This is a genomic window from Microcoleus sp. B3-D2 (assembly GCF_036705345.1).
Classification (GTDB): Bacteria; Cyanobacteriota; Cyanobacteriia; order Cyanobacteriales; family Microcoleaceae; genus Microcoleus.
This window is the reverse complement of sequence record NZ_JAUBUG010000021.1, coordinates 1-15,879: the sequence shown is the minus strand read 5'-3', so window position 1 is coordinate 15,879 and position 15,879 is coordinate 1. Positions and strand designations below refer to the sequence as shown.

13 protein-coding genes are annotated in these 15,879 nt (G+C 44.4%); 9 read left to right on the top strand and 4 right to left on the bottom strand.

What is annotated here, in order from left to right; genetic code table 11:
* The first annotated feature begins 309 nt into the window (after nt 1–309).
* From QUB14_RS10525 to QUB14_RS10515, 3 genes are all read left to right on the top strand, one after another.
* On the top strand, nt 310–1,899 hold the full coding sequence (locus QUB14_RS10525) for a glycoside hydrolase family 57 protein (RefSeq protein ID WP_333216915.1): 1,590 nt from the start codon (nt 310–312) through the stop codon (nt 1,897–1,899).
* 115 nt (nt 1,900–2,014) lie between these two features.
* On the top strand, nt 2,015–2,143 hold the full coding sequence (locus tag QUB14_RS10520; protein WP_333216917.1) for a hypothetical protein: 129 nt from the start codon (nt 2,015–2,017) through the stop codon (nt 2,141–2,143).
* 244 nt (nt 2,144–2,387) lie between these two features.
* Complete coding sequence (locus tag QUB14_RS10515; protein WP_333216919.1) at nt 2,388–2,777, top strand: hypothetical protein; 390 nt, start codon at nt 2,388–2,390, stop codon at nt 2,775–2,777.
* A gap of 378 nt (nt 2,778–3,155) precedes the next feature.
* On the opposite strand, the gene QUB14_RS10510 is transcribed toward QUB14_RS10515, so the two are convergent.
* Nucleotides 3,156–4,229, bottom strand: coding sequence for a radical SAM protein (locus QUB14_RS10510; protein WP_333216921.1), 1,074 nt, complete (start codon nt 4,227–4,229; stop codon nt 3,156–3,158).
* Nucleotides 4,230–4,773: 544 nt separating this feature from the next.
* Here QUB14_RS10510 and QUB14_RS10505 point away from each other — a divergent pair.
* From QUB14_RS10505 to QUB14_RS10490, 4 genes are all read left to right on the top strand, one after another.
* Nucleotides 4,774–5,729 (top strand): IS630 family transposase gene (locus QUB14_RS10505; protein ID WP_445251832.1). Its coding sequence is split into 2 segments (ribosomal slippage): nt 4,774–5,119 and nt 5,119–5,729, totalling 957 coding nucleotides; the frame shifts between segments, so codons are not numbered across the junction.
* 120 nt (nt 5,730–5,849) lie between these two features.
* Entirely contained in the window at nt 5,850–6,644 is a 795-nt protein-coding gene (locus QUB14_RS10500) for an ABC transporter permease (RefSeq protein ID WP_333216923.1), read from the top strand.
* A gap of 222 nt (nt 6,645–6,866) precedes the next feature.
* Entirely contained in the window at nt 6,867–7,730 is an 864-nt protein-coding gene (locus QUB14_RS10495; RefSeq protein WP_333216925.1) for an aldo/keto reductase, read from the top strand.
* Nucleotides 7,731–7,872: 142 nt separating this feature from the next.
* A complete protein-coding gene (locus tag QUB14_RS10490; RefSeq protein WP_333216927.1) occupies nt 7,873–8,550 on the top strand; it encodes a GIY-YIG nuclease family protein in 678 nt (225 codons plus the stop codon).
* Nucleotides 8,551–8,650: 100 nt separating this feature from the next.
* Here the strand turns inward: QUB14_RS10490 and QUB14_RS10485 are convergent, their stop codons facing one another.
* Nucleotides 8,651–9,499 (bottom strand): DUF3598 family protein, encoded by an 849-nt coding sequence (locus QUB14_RS10485; protein WP_333216929.1) that lies wholly within the window; start codon nt 9,497–9,499, stop codon nt 8,651–8,653.
* An 18-nt stretch (nt 9,500–9,517) separates the two neighbouring features.
* Between QUB14_RS10485 and QUB14_RS10480 the strand changes: the two genes are divergently transcribed.
* On the top strand, nt 9,518–10,327 hold the full coding sequence (locus tag QUB14_RS10480; RefSeq protein WP_333216931.1) for an SAM-dependent chlorinase/fluorinase: 810 nt from the start codon (nt 9,518–9,520) through the stop codon (nt 10,325–10,327).
* Between the two features lie 102 nt (nt 10,328–10,429).
* Here the strand turns inward: QUB14_RS10480 and QUB14_RS10475 are convergent, their stop codons facing one another.
* On the bottom strand, nt 10,430–11,434 hold the full coding sequence (locus QUB14_RS10475; RefSeq protein ID WP_333216933.1) for a site-specific DNA-methyltransferase: 1,005 nt from the start codon (nt 11,432–11,434) through the stop codon (nt 10,430–10,432).
* A 171-nt stretch (nt 11,435–11,605) separates the two neighbouring features.
* Between QUB14_RS10475 and QUB14_RS10470 the strand changes: the two genes are divergently transcribed.
* Entirely contained in the window at nt 11,606–12,409 is an 804-nt protein-coding gene (locus tag QUB14_RS10470) for a helix-turn-helix domain-containing protein (protein ID WP_333216935.1), read from the top strand.
* A gap of 82 nt (nt 12,410–12,491) precedes the next feature.
* On the opposite strand, the gene leuS is transcribed toward QUB14_RS10470, so the two are convergent.
* A complete protein-coding gene (leuS, locus tag QUB14_RS10465) occupies nt 12,492–15,047 on the bottom strand; it encodes a leucine--tRNA ligase (RefSeq protein ID WP_333216937.1) in 2,556 nt (851 codons plus the stop codon).
* Between the last annotated feature and the right edge of the window lie 832 nt (nt 15,048–15,879).

Below are 15,879 nucleotides of genomic sequence, written 5' to 3'. Positions count from 1 at the left end.
CTTGCCAAGCGAAATTTAGGATTAAACACACTTATTGGGTTAAATCAGTTTCCTAGATATAGTAGCGGCTGTTAACGAAGGCGCAAGCTAACATTACCCCTCTCATAGAGGCTCATAAAGGAGCGAACATTATGCGATCGCCCGTTGCGAGGTTGGATGTGGTAATTGTCCCACTGAAAGTACATTACAAAAGTACACTCCCATCTAGCAATCCCCGTGTAATGGAAAGATTCACGGCGGTTGAAACCGCCTAGCCGTTGCCCTCTCAGGTCTAAAGACACGCTCGTTTCCCACTTACCGAATTTTTTTATGACTATTGGCTACCTCGCACTCGTTCTCCACGCCCACCTGCCTTTTGTCCGCCACCCCGAAAGCGACTACGTTTTAGAAGAAGAATGGCTGTTTGAGGCGATCGCAGAAACCTACATTCCCCTGCTGCAAGTCTTTGAAGGGCTCAAGCGCGACGGCATCGACTTTAAAATTACCATGAGCATGACGCCGCCCTTGGTTGCCATGCTGCGCGACCCCTTGCTGCAAGACCGCTTCGACGACCACTTGGCTAAACTCGAAGAATTAGCAGATCTCGAAATCGAACACAACAGCGGAAACGGTCACCTCCGCTATTTAGCAGAACATTACGCCGCTCACTTCTCTCAAGTTCGCAACTTTTGGGAAAAGTACGATCGAGATTTAGTCAAAGCTTTCAAAGAACATCAAGATACCAACAACCTCGAAATCATCACCTGCGGCGCCACCCACGGCTACCTACCGCTGATGAAAATGTACCCCGAAGCAGTTTGGGCACAAATTCAAGTAGCTTGCGACAATTACGAAGCAAACTTCGGCCGCCGACCAAAAGGAATTTGGCTGCCCGAATGCGCCTACTACGAAGGCTTAGAACGGATGTTAGCCGACGCCGGCCTCCGCTACTTTCTCACAGACGGTCACGGCATCCTCTACGCCCGCCCGCGTCCCCGTTACGGCAGCTACGCCCCGATTTTCACCGAAAGCGGAGTAGCAGCCTTCGGCCGAGATCACGAATCATCGCAGCAGGTTTGGTCTTCGGAAGTCGGCTATCCAGGGGCCGCCGAATACCGCGAATTCTACAAAGATTTGGGTTGGGAAGCTGACTACGATTACATTAAGCCCTACATCATGCCCAATGGCCAGCGGAAAAATACCGGGATTAAATATCACAAAATCACCGGTCGTGGATTGGGTTTAGGCGATAAACAGTTGTACGATCCGTACTGGGCACGGGAAAAAGCAGCCGAACACGCCAGCAACTTTGCTTTCAACCGGGAACGCCAAGTCGAGCACCTCAACGGCATTATGCAGCGTCCGCCGATTATTGTTTCACCTTACGACGCCGAACTTTTCGGTCACTGGTGGTACGAAGGGCCTTGGTTCTTAGATTACCTGTTCCGCAAGAGTTGGTACGACCAAAATACCTACGAGATGACGCACTTAGCCGATTATTTGCGGGGAAATCAGACTCAGCAAGTGTGCCGGCCGTCTCAGTCTAGCTGGGGTTTCCGGGGTTTCCACGAATATTGGCTCAACGATACCAATGCTTGGATTTACCCGCACTTGCACAAAGCTGCGGAACGGATGATTGAGTTGGGAAGCATGGAACCTGCGGATGAATTGCAGTGGCGGGCTTTGAACCAAGCGGCGCGGGAAGTGCTGCTAGCTCAATCTTCTGACTGGGCATTTATCATGCGTACAGGAACGATGGTGCCCTATGCAGTGCGGCGGACTCGATCGCACTTAATGCGCTTTCACAAGCTTTACGATGAAGTGAAAGAAGGCAAAGTCGATTCGGGTTGGTTGGAGAAGGTTGAGGAGATTGATAATATTTTCCCTGAAATTAACTATCGCGTTTATCGATCGCTTTAAGTCTCGTTTCCCCTTTCATCCTGTCCCCCCAGCCCTGCTTAAGGGAGGGACAGGATGTTAATTAAAATTATAGGTGATGGGGCGATCGCCATGAGTGGAATGAGAGGGGCGATCTTTGGTTGAGAGTGTGAGTGCGATCGCATTTTTGGTCTGGAAAGGTCGATCGCCCTTTACTCCTTTTTCTCAACGCGCAGGCGCTCCCCTTTTTGGTATGGAAAGGTCGATCGCCGAGGCCAGCAAATAGCCAGCGAATTAGAAAGAAAGCTGCCAGAATTCACTCAAATAGAAGCGGAACCAAATCGAGAAACTTAACTCGCGAAGTTAAAGCAATTGTTAGTTGAAATCCGAAGCGCAGTATTTGATTGTGCTAAAAAATTGCCGCAGTTGCGAGGATACAGCAATACTGTTGATATTAAGGCGAAAAATTATTCTATCGAAAGTTATCCTAAAATCAAAAATTTTTCCATTGAAGGCGGCAACGGGTGTTTTTGCCGAAGTTCCTGAATTTGCGCTCGCGCAAATATCAAAACCAAGTTGAAAAATACTTAAACTACCTGATTGCCAATCAAGATTTGTTCCAGCAGACAACATCCACAATTCGCGGGATGGTGGCAATCGAACAGGTGGAATTGAACCGGGAACACGAAGAGAGGGAATGTCAGGGCGATCGCGAACAACTAGAATTATACAAGCAAAAGGAACAAGAGCAGAACGATCGCGCTCAAAAACAAATGGAAATCGGCAGGAAGAACGAAGAGACACAGAAAAATCGATCTCACCAACTTGAGAATATCATCTTTTTTGTCGGAACTGCGATCGGCGGCGGACAAATCTTTTGGGCCAGCTATCCCCTCATCAAAGATACACCCATTAAATAGCAACCCGATTTTTCCCTCCCCCTTCATCCCTTCACCCCCACGATTATATGAAGTTTCCTATGCGGTTTAATATTCGGCCTGCTGATACTGGGTATCCTGCCACTGGCGAGAAAAATATCCCCCAGAATCCTGCGGCTTGTAAGAAAAATATTGCCCAGGTAAAGCGGTGCGTGACAGTCAATAGTAAATGACTGTGGTGCAATCATTTTTCACCGTCACCCACCCTAGGACTGATACAAAACATTGTATTCGTAAGGAAATGGCATTGCCGTGTCCTTTAGCAAAACCGAACGGGAATACAATTCATCAAACAAAAAACCGGGTTTCTGCTCAAACCCGGTCACCATGAAGACAAGCAATATTAACACTGCTCAAACCTTAATTTTTTAATAATTTCATCCCCATTTTCACTTTGTCCAAAATCGTCTTTTGCGAAACACAAGTAATCAGACAAAGCTTGCCACAATTCAAAGTATCGCGGCGGACTTTCTGAGCTTTTTCGCCGTACCAAATCTCGCGGGCGCTGGCATTTTTCACATTACCAATCACCGGAAACTCATCGCACAATTTCACATCACCGCGCGTATCAATCCAGTAATTCCGCAGTCCCACGCGACAAGGACGAGTTGAATCAGGAGCTTTTTCTTCCGCAAAGTGAGGAATCATCAATCGCAACACTTCATCGCTGTTCATAATCGGAGCACCGTTATGCTTCATTTCAATTAAGCGCTCGATTACCTGTGAAAATTCCTCCATGTCTTCTTTTTCAATCCACAATTCCTCGTATGTTTCTGGCGTCCAGCGGTTGACTGGTTGGAAGTTCACCGTCGTCGCCCCAATTCCCTGAGCCCAAGTGACTATTTCCGGGAGGTGGCGGAAATTGAGTCGGTTCATTGTCGGTTTGACGTTGATCGGAAACAGGACGTTCTGTTTTTCTTGTTCTTCGCGCAGATAACCGATTCCTTTAGAAAGTCTGTCAAACAATCCCGGTTGACCTCGCAAATAATCGTGCAGTTCTGCATTCGGCCCGTCAACTGACATATTCACATTAAAAGGACGAGCAGCGACAGTTTTGGCTGCGTTTTCCCTGGTCATGCAATAGCCGTTGGTGGTGACGCCGGCGTGAATTCCATTTTTATTCGCAAAGGCCAGCAAGTCTAGAAAACCTTTTTTAATATAAGGTTCGCCGCCACTAAAGTTGATTGAAAATTCGCCCACAAATTCTTTGACGCTCAAGAGGGCATTTTGCCATTCTTCGATCGTCATTTCGTCTTTATATTCTTTAAGCCGCCAATACTCGCACTGGCGACATTTAACATTGCAACGCTCATTGACGATTCCGTAAAAAGTTACTGGGCTCGTCACGTCGTATGCTGTATTGATCCGCAGCGATTCTGCCACTGCACTCTTGGTGTGCTTAACGCCCAGTCTCGATAATGTTAAAGCATCCATGTCTTTTTTTCCTTACGTGTTGTTAGTTAAGTCAATTTCTTGCACCCTCTTTTGTACGTATAATTACGCATTGCTGATTACGTATTCCTTTTGAGTACGTATGCCCCATCCTAAGTGTTCCGTTTGGGTGTGGCTAAATGTTTTTGAAATATTTATAATTTTAAGAGTTGTAACATATTAGTATTTCCAATCAATCAAGCGATTCTTGGTGTAAAAACATCAAGTGTTCTTAATAATTGCCACAAGATATTGGCTTAAGATGGACGAAAATTAATAATTGTCATTTTTGTTTAAATATTGTTAGATAAGTTAATACTGCGTGTTAGTAAAACTACTTATAGCCTTTCTCGGAAAGATGAGGTATAATGTTACTGACACTCACTCAGGAGGATAAAGCAGAGAATCTCAGAGCAAACGAACTATAATTACATGGTTCAGTAAAGCCACGCGAAAGCGATAGCATACATAATAGCATTTTTTTGACAGCACGAGATGCTTGACTCACAAAAAGTAAATTTGTACTCCTCTTCATACATTGTTAAAAATGAAAGCTTATTCGATTGATTTTAGGCAAAAAATCCTTGATACTTATCATACTGAACCGATTTCACAAAAAGCAATAGCTAAGCGCTTTTCTGTAGCCCTGAGTTTTGTACAAAAATTGCTTAAACAATATCGTGAAACAAAAAACATTACTCCGCGAACTGACCGATGTGGAGTCAAAGGCAAACTGAATGCAGAGCAACTACTCATATTGGCCCAATTGATTGAAGTAAACAATGATGCAACTCTTGAAGAACTTCGTTATTTACTTTATGAGAAAATTGGATTTTCCGTTAGTAGAGCAACAATAGCAAGAATGATAAAACTCTTAGATATTACCGCCTGTAAAAAACTCTGTTCCCTTCAGGCAAAGGCACCGACCGAGTTCAACTCCTACGGTGTGAGTTCTGGGAAAAAATTAAAGAGATTAGTTTTAAAGACTTAATATTCATTGACGAATCGGGAGTTAATTTGGCAATGGTTAGGTTATATGCCAGAGCTTTAAAAGGTCAAAGAGCCAAGGGGCCAAAACCAACTAAACGTGGCAAAAATGTCTCAATAATTGGAGCAATGTCAGTCAAGGAAATTTTGACATCGGTTAATCTAATAGGCGGAACAGATGCAATTACATTTGAAGCTTTTATTATCAGGAAACTTGTGCCAAAACTATGGAAAGGGGCTTGTGTAGTGATGGATAATTGTCCCATTCACTTGGGAGAAGAAGTGAAAAAAGCGATCGAAAAAAAAGGGGCAATATTAATATACTTATCACCTTATTCACCAGATTTTTCACTCCTTGAAAATCTGTGGTCAAAACTTAAAATCATTCTCCGTTCTATCCAGACTACTAATTATCAAGAATTAGCAAAAGCCATAGAGTTTGCGTTCGGTCAAGTTACATCGTCAAATATTTTTAACTGGTTTACACACTGCTGTTATTGTACCTCATCTTTCTGAGAAAGGCTATAACTAAGGGGTCTAAATAATTTAAAATTATAGTGGAAAGAGCAGCCTGTACAGCAGTTAACTTCACACAACCTTTAAAATATGGGAATTTAAGTATTTACACGGCAAAAAATGGCGACAAACATGGGACGATATTTCCACGTACTGAAATTGTTTTGGGGTGCGGCGATCGCAGCGGAACTAGAATACCGAATCAACTTTATCCTCGCGACCCTCAGCAGCCTCGGAAATCTTGCGGGCAGCTTGTTTGGGCTGTTTTTGTTCTACCGTACCGGCTACAGGTTTGCGGGCTATTCATGGGAAGAGGCTTTAGTTGTACTCGGTATTTTCACGATGTTGCAGGGGTTTTCGTCAACGTTTCTAGCACCTAATCTCAGCCGTATTGTCGATCGAGTGCAGCAAGGTACTCTCGATTTCGTACTCCTCAAACCCATCAGTTCCCAATTCTGGCTATCTGCAAACACAGTTTCGCCTTGGGGAATCCCAGATTTAATCTTCGGCACGGTATTGCTGCTGTATGCTGCTAACAAGTTGGGAGTAGAAATCGGCAACTATTTTTTAACAGCAATACCCCTGTTATTCGGAACTATTACTCTTTACAGTATATGGTTTATGTTAGGGGCAACCAGCATTTGGTTTGTCAAAATTTACAATGTTACCGAAGTCCTCAAAGGATTGTTAGAAGCGGGTAGATTTCCAATGGCAGCTTATCCCGCAGCTTATCGATTTTTCTTCACTTTCGTAGTTCCCGTTGCCTTCTTGACGACTGTGCCGGCAGAAGCCATGCTGGGGAGAGGTGAAATCGTTTGGATAGCAGGGGCGGGAATATTGGCGATCGGGCTGTTATTTTTCTCCCGCTACTTCTGGCAATTTGCACTCCGGTTTTACACCAGCGCTTCCAGCTAGTTAAGTAGGTTGGTAAGTTGCTGCACATCTAGATTGTCTCTTATGTTTGAGAGGGAGAAGATTTGACACGTGTGGAATAGGGAATTGAAATATATATTTTAAATGCCCAACAGCTTATATGATTTTTTTTTTCTACTTACTTAGATAGTTAAATAAATTTAAGACTTCAACTTATCCTGGAAAGGTAAACTGGGAATAAACCACGCAAACGCAGGCAAACCAATGAAAAGAAAAAAACTGGGTAACAGTAATTTTACTATCAGCGCGATCGGTCTTGGAGGTATGCCAATGTCCTTAAGCAGCCGGCCACCAGAATCGCAATCAATTGCGGTAATTCACCGCGCCCTCGATTTGGGTGTCACCCTAATTGACACCGCAGATTCATACTGCCAAGATGAATCCGACAAACACCACAACGAGCAACTCATTGCCAAAGCTTTGGAACAGTACACCGGAGATACTCGGGCCGTTACTGTCGCCACTAAAGGCGGCTTAATGCGGCCTCAAGGTGCATGGACGCGCAACGGCAATCCCCATCATTTGCGCCAGACAATTCGCGAAAGTTTTGAAGCATTGGGCGGCGAGAAACCGATCGACCTTTGGCAGTACCACTCGCCAGATCCCGCTTATACCATAGAAGCAGCCCTAGCACCTGCAAAAGAAGCAGTAGAAGCAGGAATGATTCGATTTATAGGAGTTTCCAACTTTTCTGTAGAGCAGATCAAACGTGCCCGCGATACAGTAGAAGTTGTCTCCGTGCAGAATCAGTACAATCCGTGGCACAGAGAGCCGGAATCAGACGGCGTTCTGGAATATTGCGAAACCGAAAAACTGACATTTTTTCCCTGGAGTCCTTTGGGAGGAAGCCGCCGCGTCACCAGCTTGCAAGATATGCCCGCGATCGCCAAATTAGCCGCAGAAAAAAACGTTTCAGTTTACTGTATAGTATTAGCTTGGTTGATGGCTCAATCGCCCTGCGTCGTTCCGATTCCCGGTGCGACCAAAGTATCGAGTATTGAGGACTCTGTGGGGGCGCTCGAAGTTAAATTGACTGACCAGGAATTGCAACAAATTGCCGCAAGTTAAGTATATAAGGGCAAAAAAAACAATAGAACAGGCTTTGCAGCCTGTTCCACAAACAGAACTTTATTGTGGGGTGGGCATCTTGCCCGCCCCTGAAAGCTGGATTTAATGAGTAAAGTTGACATTTTTTGAGGAATTGGGTTTTATGGAAGCTAATCAAGTGAATGCCGATCGAGACGTAGCAATTGAACATCAAAACGTACCAGTCGCCCATGAAGGACTGCACAACTTTTTATACAGTTCCGACTCAGAACACAGCGCCGTTGCTGCAACTCCGGCATTAGAAAATGACGGGACGCAAATAATGGCGATCGATACATGGCGCGATTTGGCAACTAACGCGAAAGTCGCTGGAGTTTACGCTGTAATGGACACTTCCCGCAACACTCAGTTTATCGGTTATTCGCGAAATATCCTGCTTTCAATCAACGGTCACATCGCCCAAAATGGCGCCGAAAATTGTGCTTTCCTGCGCGTGCAAACTTTCAAATTCCCGAAGCGGGAAGAAATGGAAAGTTTGCGGGATGCTTGGATAGCAGAAATTGGCAGCATTCCGCCTGGAAACGGTGCCGAAAGCGAAATGTGGGCGGCTACGGTAGGCCAAGCAGCGCGATCGGCAATGTCTGCCGAGGAACAAAAAGCTTATGAGGAAAAGAAGCTGAAATTGCGGAAAGCAATGGCAGATTCCAGTCTTACCAAAGAGTTAGAAACCGCAGTCCAAAGTGACGGCGAACGCGCTAAGGATTTGGAAGCGGCTGTTAATAATGATGACTGGAGTGCGGTGATTCAATCGCAAACCCAGGAAACAAAGTCCGGCGAATAAAACTCGCAGATACATAAACTTGTGTCCGCCCTAAATGGGGGCGGGTTTATGTAGATTATGGGTGGAAATTAAAGAGTGTTTGTGAACCCGCTCATAATAATCAATGACTGACTTTGCGTTCAGTAACTAAAGTCAAACTTACCCATTCACCCCGCTCATTGTAACTGCGAATCATCCGAAACCGCAAGTCAGGTTCTACCAACCAACCGGCCTCGAAAAATATAGGTTTTCCCAATTCAATCTTGACAGGTAAAGTGCAAGAACCGCCGTCAGGAAGGAGCAAAACTTGCACGGGTGAAGCACCTTCGTTAAAGTGCAGAACTGAACCGTCAATCCTGCCGCTAGAACTGATAACGGTAGCATTACTGCCAAAAGTAATTTTATACACTAGGCGATCGCTACTTTCCAAATGCAATTGCAGTTTGGTAGAATAAAAGTCAGGAGAACGCGAATCTGGATACATTGTCACCGCCTCGCCCTGCCATTCTCCCAGCAAAGCCTCAACAGTTAAAGGCGGACGTTCGGGGACATTTTTATCAAGCTGCTTTTCCCTAATTAAGGTAAGTTTGGATAAATTGCCGTCGGTATTGTATGTCAGAGGGAAGCGCAATCGGCGATAATTGTAGATAAAACCCAACTCGGCACCGCACTCAGAAAAAGGCGCTAGTTGAATAGTACCCAGAGAAAAAGCTCCATTCTCAAAAAATAGGCTATCTCGTCCCAAAGTTTGAAATTCTCGAACAAGTTCGCTGACTTCCGGTTCGCCGACACCGCTAGGATTTGGGTAAAACCGACGGAGTTTAAATCGCACAGTTTTGTTGTCATTGAAACCTTCGAGAGAAAGAATGCTAGGAATATCTTTAAGTACCTCTCCTCGCGTTGATAGCTGAGTGAAGGAACCGTGCCATTCTCCCAAGTTTTGCAGAAAATTTTCCCACTGCCCTACCATATTCTTACCTTTCGATATATGTCTAAAAATAGAATTATAACTCTACTGACGGATTTTGGATTAAGCGATGTTTATGTGGGAGTGATGAAAGGTGCGATCGCCCAAATTAACCCGCAGTTAAAAGTCATTGACATTACGCACCAAATACCGTCTCAAAATATTGCGGCGGCGAGGTTTTGTTTGATGACGGCTTTTGCTTATTTTCCGCCGGAAACCGTACACGTTGCTGTCGTCGATCCGGGGGTGGGAAGCAAGAGACGCGGGGTTGCGATTAAATGTGCTAATTGCTTTCTTGTCGGGCCGGATAACGGGTTGTTTAGCGGGGTGTTGAGTCGGGAAAGTGCGATCGCCTCTGTCGAACTCACGAATTCTCAATACTGGCGCACACCTCAACCCAGCAGCACTTTCCACGGTCGCGATATTTTTGCAGCAGCGGGCGCTCACTTGGCGAACGGGGTGGCGTTGGAAGACTTGGGAGGGGCGATCGACCCTGCAAGTTTAGTGCAGTTAGAGATACCAAATTGTGCCGTTACAGCCACAGGTATAGAAGGCTGTGTTCAATATGTCGATCGCTTTGGCAACCTAATTACTAATATCCCCAATAATTCCATTATAGGTAACAATTGGTCAGTAACAATTAGCAATAGTTCTGATGCAATTCGCATCCCCAGCGGTAAAACCTACAGCGAAAGCAAACCGGGCGATTTAATTGCCATAACTGGTTCTGACGGTTGGGTAGAAATTGCCGTTAATGGTGGCAGCGCTCAATCTGTATTAAAATTGGAATGCGGAGCGATCGTGCAATTGCTTTTTGAAACTAACAATTAAAATCATCTCTTTCAGTCCCTCTCTGCTGGGAATTTGTTCGTGTAGAAGCGATTTCAAGAGACAGTTTCATATCTGAAATAAAATTTTGACTATTTAGCCTAATTAAAAACAATAATTATTTACTTCAAAAAGTAGCCTATTTTGAGGTAAAATCAATCCTGATGCTTCCTCAGTTAACAATTGGTTGTATATTGTATCCGCTTGCCAAAAAGATTCTTGAGGCAAAAATCTAAATATTGATGCAGCAACATATTGTTTTTCCTTTTCAAAGCTTATCCAGTTTCTTGATAATTGTTCTGCTGCATAACCCGTAGTATTAGATCCAGAAAAAATATCTACTACCAAGTCTCCCGGTTCCGTAAGAAAATTGATAAAAAATGTCGGTAATCTTTGGGGAAAACGTGCCGGATGCGCCTTAACATTAAACTCTTTGCACCAACGCAAGTATTGAGAATTACTTTCAGAATTAGAAATCTCTAGCAAATTAGATGGAATAGCACCTCCATTATCTTTGGCAAATCGATCGCTAATATTGTGACCGGAAGGACGTTCTTTGGGCGTGTAAAATTCATCAGCATTTTTCAAAAGTTTTTTCATTCTCTCAGAATACTCTACTTTGACTTTACTAATATTCGCTTGAGGCTGATTCGTTTTGGAAAGCCACCAAACAGTATTCACAGAATCTTTAGCCCGAATTTTCTTTTTATTCACCCACTCTATAGGAGATGGAAGTTTTGAAGGATTAAACCAGAAAAACTCTTGAGCAAGTTTAAATCCATACTCGTCGCATAACCTAATAAGCACGCGGTAATTATACAGCGATCGTACAGGTATTCCTTTTTGATAAGCACCTCCAAGATCCATAACAAAACTTCCAGTATCCTTGAGAACTCTTTTAATTTCAGGAGCAAAGCCCAGCAGCCAATCAACATATAAATCTTGATCTTCATTTCCATAACTCTTTTGGCGTTGCAATGCAAAAGGAGGGGATGTAATTACCAAATCAACAGAATTGCTAGCAAGACTATTCAGGAGATGAAGAGAATCTCCCAAATAAGATCGACCGTATTGGGTGGTGTAAATTGGGGCGGGCAAAATGTTACTCATGTTTAATTTAGATTAGTTTAAGGTACAACAGACACAGCCTACTGTCATTATATCAAAATCCGTACTGTCAGTAATACTACATCCGTACTTTCAGTACGTTGTTTTGTGTATAAATTCTTCGTACCATTCAAAAAGCGAACTTTCAGTTCGTTTTTATGAATTGTGAGGGGTATGAATTACAAAGAAGCCAGACAACAATTTGCGGGCAAGGTAAGTCAGTTACGCAGAGAAAAAAGGATGACACAGGACGAGTTAGCAGAACTCATAGACAAGACTACTGACTATATCAGCTTATTGGAACGCGGTGAAAGATCGCCATCCTTTGAAGTTATTTTTGATCTAGCTGAAGCGCTCGATGTACCCGCTACTTATTTAATCAGTTTTAGCCAAAGCGGCGAGAGTACAGCTCTCATTAGCACCCTAATAGCTGAACCCGTTTCTCCGTCAGTTGTAGAGCCTGTTGAAGAGGCTGTTACCACGGAAGCAGAACGCATTTCAGATGCTAAACGGCTAGAAAATGCTATGAAAAGCATCCAAGAATTGCAAAATCTGGCTAGTGAATATGGTATTGCGGATATTTTTCAAGATAACGGGGGAAAGACTTTACAGTTATTAATCCTTTTAGGGCTGCGGATATCACCTGGACGTGAAGGAAACGATGCTATTGATGCTGAAGGAAAAGAATACGAACTTAAAACAATAAATATTGCTCTCAATAGAAGCGGTGGGGTCACTACTCACCATCATTTGAATGAAATTATACTTGACAAATATCGCAGAGTAGAAGCTTGGTATATTGGACTGTATGAAGGCATAACTCTCAAAGAGATTTATAAACTTACACCTGAAATGCTGGAACCTAAATTTAAAGAATGGGAAGAAAAGGTAAGGCTAAAAAACGAGCCGCTAAACAATCCTAAAATTCCCTTAAAGCTAGTAAAAAAAGGGCAACTTGTCTACTCTTACAGTAAATAATAGTTGCCCGATAGTGTTTAAAGGGGATTAGGTTGTGTTTGTGTAGAAACGATACGTTGCCGACAGGTAGCGACTTTTACCCTCAAGCTACCACGAAATTAACCAACTTTCCAGGCACTACAATTACCTTTTTAATCTCCTTACCTTCCAGGTGACGCTTGGCCAATTCCGACTCGCGAGCAAACTTTTCCAAAGCAGCTTTATCAGCACCAGAAGGCACTTGAATTGTGCCGCGAGTCTTGCCCATTACTTGAATGACCAGGGTAATTTCATCGGTAATTAATGCAGAAGCATCCACACTCGGCCAAGTTTGCGTATGCACGGATTCACTGTTACCAGTATTGTGCCACAACTCATCAGCAATATGCGGTGCAAAAGGCGCTAGCAAGCGAATCAAAGTGTTAATTCCTTCTGCATAAATTGGCGAATCTTTACACTTAGTATCATTCAAAGCATTGCTGAGTTTCATCATTTCAGAAACAGCAGTATTGAACTGATAATCGCCCTCCAAATCATCGCTAACTTCCTTAATTGCAGTGTGAATTGCCCGCCGTAAATCCTTCTCAATTTTACTTAATTCAGCATTCTCTCCTACTTGATCGGGGGTGGCAGGGACTCGTCCACCAAACTCTGTCACCACGCGCCAAACGCGATTTAAAAAGCGAAATTGCCCTTCCACATCAGCGTCGTCCCACTCCAAATCCTTCTCTGGCGGTGCTTTGAATAAAATAAACATCCGCGCCGTATCTACCCCATATTTGCCCATAACTTCCAAGGGGTCAACGCCATTGTATTTTGATTTGGACATCTTCTCGTAGAAGACTTCCAAAGCTTCGCCCGTTTGAGGATCTTTGGGATTTGCGGGGTCTATATCTGCTGGGGGAACGTATTTGCCAGTAACAGGATTTTTGTAGGCCATTGCTTGCACCATGCCTTGAGTTAACAGGCGTTTAAATGGTTCGTCACAATTGATCAAACCCCGATCGCGCAAAACCTTGGTAAAGAACCGCGAATACAGTAAGTGCAAGATTGCGTGTTCGATGCCGCCGACATATTGGTCTACGGGCATCCAATCATTTGTCTTCGCCGTATCGAAGACTTTCTCTTGATTTTGAGCATCGGGATAGCGCAAGAAATACCACGAGGAATCGATAAAAGTATCCATCGTATCTGTTTCGCGCTTCGCCGCAGTGCCGCAACTCGGACAAGGAACGTTTACCCATTCTTCCATCTTTGCCAAGGGCGAACCTTTGCCCGTAAATTCTACATTTTCCGGCAACACTACGGGCAAATCAGATTGGGGTACGGGGACTGTTCCGCAGGTGGGACAGTGAATTACGGGAATCGGAGCGCCCCAATAACGCTGTCTGGAAATTAGCCAATCTCTCAAGCGATATTGCACTCGCGCTTTGCCATAACCTTCATTTTCGGCATATTCAATCACTGCTGCTTTGCCTTTAATTGAATCCATGCCGTTGAATTTTTCGGAATTAATCATAATTCCGGGTTCGGTGTAAGCTTCCGTCAGCGGAACTTCATCATCATCCACAATTACTAATTTAATTGTCAGTTGATATTGATTGGCAAATTTGAAATCTCGCGTGTCGTGGGCGGGTACTCCCATGACTGCGCCGGTGCCGTATTCGTATAGCACATAATCGGCAATCCAAATGGGAATTTCTTCGCCGTTGAAAGGATTGATTGCTTTGCCGCCTGTGGGGATGCCGCGCTTTGGTTTGTCTTCGGCTGTGCGATCGATCTCGCTTTGGGCGGCGACTTCTTTGATGAAGGTTTCTACGGCCGCTTTTCTGTCTGCGGTTGTCACGCGCTGAGTTAGTGGATGTTCCGGCGCTAAAACAAGGTAACTGACGCCGTAAACTGTATCGGGACGTGTGGTGAAAACGGCGATTTTTTCATCCATTCCGACAATCGGAAATTCTAAGTAAGCGCCGACTGATTTGCCGATCCAGTTGGCTTGCATTAATTTGACTCTTTCTGGCCAATCTGGCAATTTGTCTAAGTCGTTTAATAACTGTTCGGCGTAATCGGTAATTTTGAGGAACCACTGCCGCAATAATTTGCGCTCGACTTTGGCACCGGAACGCCAGGAACGACCTTCGTTATCTACTTGTTCGTTTGCTAAGACTGTTTGATCTATGGGGTCCCAATTAACTGCCGCTTCTTTTTGATAAGCTAATCCTGCTTCTAAAAATTGCAAGAAAATCCATTGAGTCCACCGATAATAATCGGGAGAACAAGTTGTAACTTCTTTTGTCCAATCAAATGAAATGCCCAAACGCTGAAATAAGCCTTTCATTTGGGCGATGTTTTGATAAGTCCATTGTGCAGGCGGAATTCCTCGCTCGATGGCTGCATTTTCTGCGGGCAAACCAAAAGCGTCCCATCCCATCGGATTCAATACCCGATAACCTTGCATTCGCTTGAGTCTGGCAATTACATCGATGATTGTGTAGTTGCGGACGTGGCCCATGTGCAGGTTTCCCGACGGGTAGGGGAACATGGATAAGGCATAAAATTTAGGCTTTCGGGTATCTTCTGGCATCTGGTCTAAGTTTTGCTCAGCCCATGTCTGCTGCCATTTTTCTTCTATGGATTGGGGGTTATATCTGGAATCCACAACAATTGCTCCGTGCAGGGTTTAGTAATGTTTGCTTCAGTATTTTTACACATTCAAGGGGCTTCGATTCTGATTTTTCTGAGCACCAAGGATTTTGGCTCAAATCTATGTATTATATAGTGTAGTATACGTGATTTTAGCTGGGGGGCGATCGACCAAATATCCCCGTTCGCCCTGAAAAGAATAAGACTTATGCACGGGTGGTCAGAAACGGGGTTTTTACGAGCATACTTCGTTACAGTCGGCCAAACGGCAAAAAACCCGGTTTCTTTGGTCTTGATGCGTAAGTCCTAAAAGAATAAATAACCCCAATTCCCAGAAACCAGATTTCTACGATCGACCGGGTTTCTTAGCATTTATTCCGGCTTAAATGCTATCGGGAGCGCATAGCAATGTACGTTTTAATTTGTCATCGGGTGGGGGCGGGTTTACCAGATTATTGGTTTTAGGCAATTATTGTTGGTGAAACCCGCCCCTTGTATCTTAAAAGAGTGAGCTAGCCGATCGCCACGTCATTGATTCGATCATACCGACAATCAGGCGATTGAGCCGACAATCAGGCGATTGAGCCGACAATCAGGCGATCATACCGATCATCAGGCGATCGTACCGATCATCAGGCGATTGAGCCGACAATCAGGCGATTGAGCCGACAATCAGGCGATTGAGCCGACAATCAGGCGATTGAGCCGACAATCAGGCGATCGTACCGATCATCAGGCGATCGTACCGATCATCAGGCGATCAAGCCGATCATCAGGCGATCGTACCGATCATCAGGCGATCAAGCCGATCATCAGGCGATCAAGCCGATCATCAGGCGATCGTACCG